Annotated in this window: 6 protein-coding genes; 3 read left to right on the top strand and 3 right to left on the bottom strand. The window is 74.0% G+C overall.

What is annotated here, in order from left to right:
• The coding region (locus tag NCC78_RS27620; protein ID WP_250798150.1) for a hypothetical protein at positions 1-268 on the bottom strand (268 nt) is incomplete at its 3' end.
• Position 269: 1 nt separating this feature from the next.
• On the opposite strand from NCC78_RS27620, the gene NCC78_RS27615 reads away from it, so the two are divergent.
• The 3 genes from NCC78_RS27615 (at position 270) to NCC78_RS27605 (ending at position 3,147) form a co-directional block, all read left to right on the top strand.
• On the top strand, positions 270-860 hold the full coding sequence (locus tag NCC78_RS27615) for a Gmad2 immunoglobulin-like domain-containing protein (protein ID WP_284706359.1): 591 nt from the start codon (positions 270-272) through the stop codon (positions 858-860).
• A 137-nt stretch (positions 861-997) separates the two neighbouring features.
• Positions 998-1,621, top strand: coding sequence for a TetR/AcrR family transcriptional regulator (locus NCC78_RS27610; RefSeq protein WP_250798148.1), 624 nt, complete (start codon positions 998-1,000; stop codon positions 1,619-1,621).
• A gap of 32 nt (positions 1,622-1,653) precedes the next feature.
• Complete coding sequence (locus NCC78_RS27605; RefSeq protein ID WP_250798147.1) at positions 1,654-3,147, top strand: MFS transporter; 1,494 nt, start codon at positions 1,654-1,656, stop codon at positions 3,145-3,147.
• A gap of 155 nt (positions 3,148-3,302) precedes the next feature.
• On the opposite strand, the gene NCC78_RS27600 is transcribed toward NCC78_RS27605, so the two are convergent.
• Both NCC78_RS27600 and NCC78_RS27595 read right to left on the bottom strand, forming a co-directional pair.
• Positions 3,303-4,481: a trans-sulfuration enzyme family protein gene (locus tag NCC78_RS27600; protein ID WP_250798145.1), complete on the bottom strand. Its 1,179-nt coding sequence runs from the start codon at positions 4,479-4,481 to the stop codon at positions 3,303-3,305.
• 71 nt (positions 4,482-4,552) lie between these two features.
• Positions 4,553-4,820, bottom strand: a 268-nt coding sequence (locus NCC78_RS27595; RefSeq protein WP_250798144.1) for an acyl carrier protein, incomplete at its 5' end; no start/stop codon positions are given.

The following is a 4,820-nucleotide window of genomic DNA, read 5'->3' as shown; positions in this document are numbered from 1 at the left end:
CCGCCGCGTTGCTCATAGCCGGGTGCGCCGCACCCCGGTCGGGCTCACTCGGCCCCGCGCCCACCGCGCCACCACCCACCCCATCGATCCGTCCGACGCCGTCGCCCACCCCCGCTTCGACGACGACGCCGCCACCGCCCAGGGCACCCACCCGGTCGGCCACCCCCACGACCAGCACCGGCCCGCCGCCGGCGGAGACCCCCACCATCGAGCTGTGGTACGTCCGCTCCGGGCGGGTCGCCCCGACCCGGCGTACCCGGCCGGCCACCGTGGCGACGTCCCGGCTGGCGCTGACCGAGCTGGCCGCCGGGCCGACGCCGGCGGAGGCCGCCACCGGGCTGACCACCCTCCTCCCGCCCGGCACCGAGGTCACCCGGATCGCCGACGGCGTGGCGACGCTCGCGTCCACCCCCGGCAGCGGGGGGACCGAGCCGCGCCGCCTGGCCGAGGCGCAGGTGGTCTGGACGCTCACCCAGTTCCCCACCGTGCGGCGGGTCCGGTTCGGCGCCGGCGCGCCGGTCACCCGGGCCGACTACGCCGACCTGCTGCCGCCGATCGTGGTGACCGGCCCGACCATCGGCCAGCGGGTCACCGCCCCCCTCGTCGTCACCGGCACCGCGGACGTGTTCGAGGCCACGGTCACCGTCCGGGTGCTCGACGCCGCCGGCCGGGTGGTGGGAACCACCTTCACCACCGCCACCTGCGGCACCGGCTGCCGCGGGGACTACCGGGTCGCCGTCGGCTACCGCACGGACCGGGACCAGACCGGCACGGTCGAGGTGTACGAGGTCTCCGCGGCTGACGGGACCCGGACGAACGTCGTCGCGGTGCCCGTGACGCTGTCCGCCGCCCGCCGGTGACCGCCCGACGTTCACCCGGCCGACACCGGCACGAAACGGTTCCGTTTCCCTCGACTATGCGATGCGCGTCATATACGGCTTGGGCTGTCGCTCCCCTCGGCTAGGGTCGGTACGACGTCGTTTCACGGGGAGAGCGCATGTTGGGCAAGCAGCGGAGTGGCACGGGCGACGCGGTGCCGACCTCCCGCGGCGAACGCACCGGCGATCTGCTGACCACCGTCATCGACCTGCTCCGCGAGGTGGGCTACGACCGGATGACCATCGACGCGGTGGCCGCCCGGGCCCGGGTCAGCAAGGCCACCATCTACCGGCACTGGCCCGGCAAGGCCGAACTCGTCGCCGACGCGCTGCGCCAGCGCCACGTCCGCGTGCACTTTCCGGCCGACACCGGCTCGCTCCGCGGTGACCTGCTGGAGCTGCTGCGCGCCACGGCCGCGATCTGCACCGCCGACGCCGACCTCATGCAGGCGCTGATCTTCGCCATGCGCACCAGCCCCGAGCTGGAACGGCTGATCCGGCACCAGGTGATGCCCGCCGGGCGGGTGGCCAGCACCGCCGTACTGGTCCGCGCCGCCGCCCGCGGCGAGATCCCGCCCGAGGCCGGTGAGCGCGAGCTCTTCCACGACCTGGCCCCGGCGCTGGCGATGTCCCGCATCCTCGGCCACGGCCTGCCCGCCGACGACGACTTCCTCACCCAGGTCGTCGACGAGGTCCTGATCCCGGTGCTCTGCTACCGCCCCGACCGACCGTCCCAGTCCTGAACCACCGACGAACGCTCACGGAAGGCCGATTCATGCCCGGAACCACCTCGACCGTGCCCGGCGCGCCCGACGCCGAGGTCTCGCCGACCACGCCGCACCCGCGGCGCTGGATCGCGCTCGCGGTCATCGCGATCTCCCAGCTGATGGTCGTGCTGGACGCCACGATCGTCAACATCGCGCTCCCGCAGGCCCAGGCCGACCTCGGCATCTCCGACGCCGACCGGCAGTGGGTGGTCACCGCGTACACCCTGACCTTCGGTGGTCTGCTGCTGCTGGGCGGCCGGATCGCCGACTACTGGGGCCGTAAGCGGACCTTCCTGGTCGGCATGGTCGGCTTCGCCATCGCCTCCGCGATCGGCGGTCTGGCCACCACCGGCGGGCTGCTCTTCGCCGCCCGCGCCCTGCAGGGCGCGTTCGGCGCGCTGCTCGCCCCGGCCGCGCTGGCCCTGCTGACCGTGCTCTTCACCGAGACCAGGGAGCGGGCCAAGGCGTTCGCGGTCTACGGCGCGATCGCCGGTGGCGGCTCCGCCGTCGGCCTCCTGCTCGGCGGCGTGCTCACCGAGTACGCCGACTGGCGCTGGTGCCTGCTGGTGAACATCCCGATCGCCGCCGTCGCCCTGTTCGCCGCGATCCCGCTGGTCCCCGAGAGCCGGGCACGGGGCAACACCCGCTACGACATCCCCGGCGCGGTCGTGGTCACCGCCGGCCTGGTCTCCCTGGTCTACGGCTTCACCAAGGCCGCCGAGGACGGCTGGGACGCCACCGGAACGGTCGGGTTCATCGCCGCCGGCGTGGCGCTGCTCGCCGCCTTCGTGGTGATCGAACTGCGCTCGTCGCACCCGCTGCTGCCCATGCGGATCATCCTGGACCGCAACCGGGGCGGCGCGTACCTCGCCTCCACCCTGATCGGCGCGGGCCTCTTCGGTGCCTTCCTCTTCCTCACCTTCTACTTCCAGGTGGTGCTCCAGTACACCCCGCTGGAGGCCGGCCTCGCCTCGCTGCCGGTCACCCTCGGCGTCCTCATCGCCGCGGGTGCGGCCAGCCAGCTGATGCCCCGCACCGGCGCCAAGCCGCTGATGGTGGCCGGCGCGGTCCTCGCGGCGACGTCGATGCTCTGGCTGACCCAGATCGACGTGGACACCGAATTCCTCACCCACCTGCTGCCCGCGCAGATCCTCCTCGGCATGGGTCTCGGCTTCACGTTCGTGCCGCTGTCCAGCCTCGCGCTGGTCGGGGTGCCCGAGCACGACGCCGGCGCGGCCAGCGCCACGCTCAACGCCACCCAGCAGATCGGCGGTTCGCTCGGCACCGCCCTGCTGAACACCTTCTACACCAGCGCGGTCACCGCCTACCTGGCCACCCGCGTCCCGGACCCGGTGACCCAGGTCAAGGCCCTGGTGCACGGCTACACCGTCGCCTTCGCCTGGGGGGCCGCCCTGATCCTGATCGCCGGCCTGGCGACCTTCTTCCTGATCAAGGTGCGCAAGGAGGACATCCCCACCGGCAACACCGTCCACGTGGGCTGAGCTCCACACCGACGGCCGCGGCCGCCGACCTCACCCCTGCATACGGGGGTACGGGTCGGCGGCCGCGGCCGTGCGGGCGGCATGGCGTACGTCGTGCCCGGGCTGGATCCGAACCGTCGACCCCGGATTCCGGAAACGCGCTGGCCGACGCCCGGTCACCCCAGGTCGGCCGCCTTGTCCAGCGCGGCCACGAAGTCGTCCACCAGGTCGGCGGTGTCCTCGATGCCGGTGGAGACGCGGACCAGCCCCTCCCCGATACCGGTGGCGGCCAGCTGCTCGGCGTCCACCATCCCCGCCCACATCGACCGGGGGTGCACCACCAGCGTGCTGACGCTGCCGAGGCTGGCCGCCCGCTTGGCCAGCCGCAGCCCGGCCAGCAGCGCGGCGACCCCCGCCCGACCCGCCTTCACCTCCACGCTGAGCACCCCGCCGAAGCCGGTCATCTGCCGGCGGGCCAGCGCGTGCTGGGGGTGCGACGGCAGCCCCGGGTAGCGGACCCGGGCCACCGCCGGGTGCTCCTGAAGGGCCCGGGCCAGGGCGAGGGCGTTGGCGTTGTGCCGCTCCACCCGCAGCGGCAGCGTACGGATGCCGCGCAGCAGCAGCCAGGCGTCCACCGGGCCGAGGGTGCTGCCCGTGACGATCGCCGTCTGCCACACCCGGTCGACCAGCTCGGCGGAGCCGACGACCACCCCCGCCGACACGTCGGAGTGGCCGCCGAGGAACTTGGTGCCGCTGTGCCAGACCAGGTCCGCCCCGGCGCTCATCGGACGCTGGTTCACCGGCGTGGCGAAGGTGTTGTCGACCACCACCAGCGCACCCGCCGCATGGGCCAGCTCCACCACCGCCGTCAGGTCGGTCAGCTCCAGCAGCGGATTGCTCGGCGTCTCCACCAGCACCAGGCGGGTCCGCGGACCCAACGCCCGTTCGAACGCCCCGGTGTCGGTCTGGTCGACCTGGGTGCACGAGACCCCGAAGCGCGGCAGCAGGCCGGTGGTGAGCGAGGTGGTGCCGCCGTACATGCTGCGCTGTGCCACCACGTGGTCGCCGGCGGAGAGCAGGGCCAGTGCGACGGTGCTGATCGCGCCCATCCCGGAGGCGGTGACCAGACCCGTCTCCGCGCCCTCCAACTCGGCGACCACGGCGGCCACCTGGGCATGGTTGGGGTTGCCGTAGCGGGTGTAGAAGGTGCTGCCCCGGGTCTCGGTGGCGAGCGCGGCGAACTGCTCGTCGGACTCGGCGCTGAAGGTCGCGCTCTGCACGATCGGCGGGGCCACCGCCCCACCGGGGACCAGGCCGTCGTCGCCGTGCACGGCGATGGTGCCGAAGCCGCTCACAGATGCTCCTCTCGCGGGTCGGGTACGCGCCGGGTCAGCCGACCGGGGCCCGGACCACCGGCCGTGGGTTGTCAGGCATCGCGGGCCACCCGGTCCACCAGGGCACCGTAGCTGCCCAGCGCCACGAACTCGGACAGCGTGAGGTCACTGCCGTGGCGCTGCCGCAGCACGGTGACCAGCCGCAGGGCGCGCAACGAGTCCCCGCCGGCGGCCAGGAAGTCGGTCGCCGGATCGCGCGGCGCGACCCCGAGGGCCTCCTGCCAGGCCGCCGCCACCCGGGCCGCCCACCGGGCCCGCGCGTCGGCGTCGGTCACCGGCCCGCCGGTGGCCACGGCGGGC

Origin of the sequence: Micromonospora phytophila (assembly GCF_023656545.1) — a bacterium.
GTDB classification, from domain to species: Bacteria; Actinomycetota; Actinomycetes; order Mycobacteriales; family Micromonosporaceae; genus Micromonospora; species Micromonospora phytophila.
The sequence above is the reverse complement of the archived record's forward strand: the minus strand, read 5'-3'. Positions and strand labels throughout refer to the sequence as shown.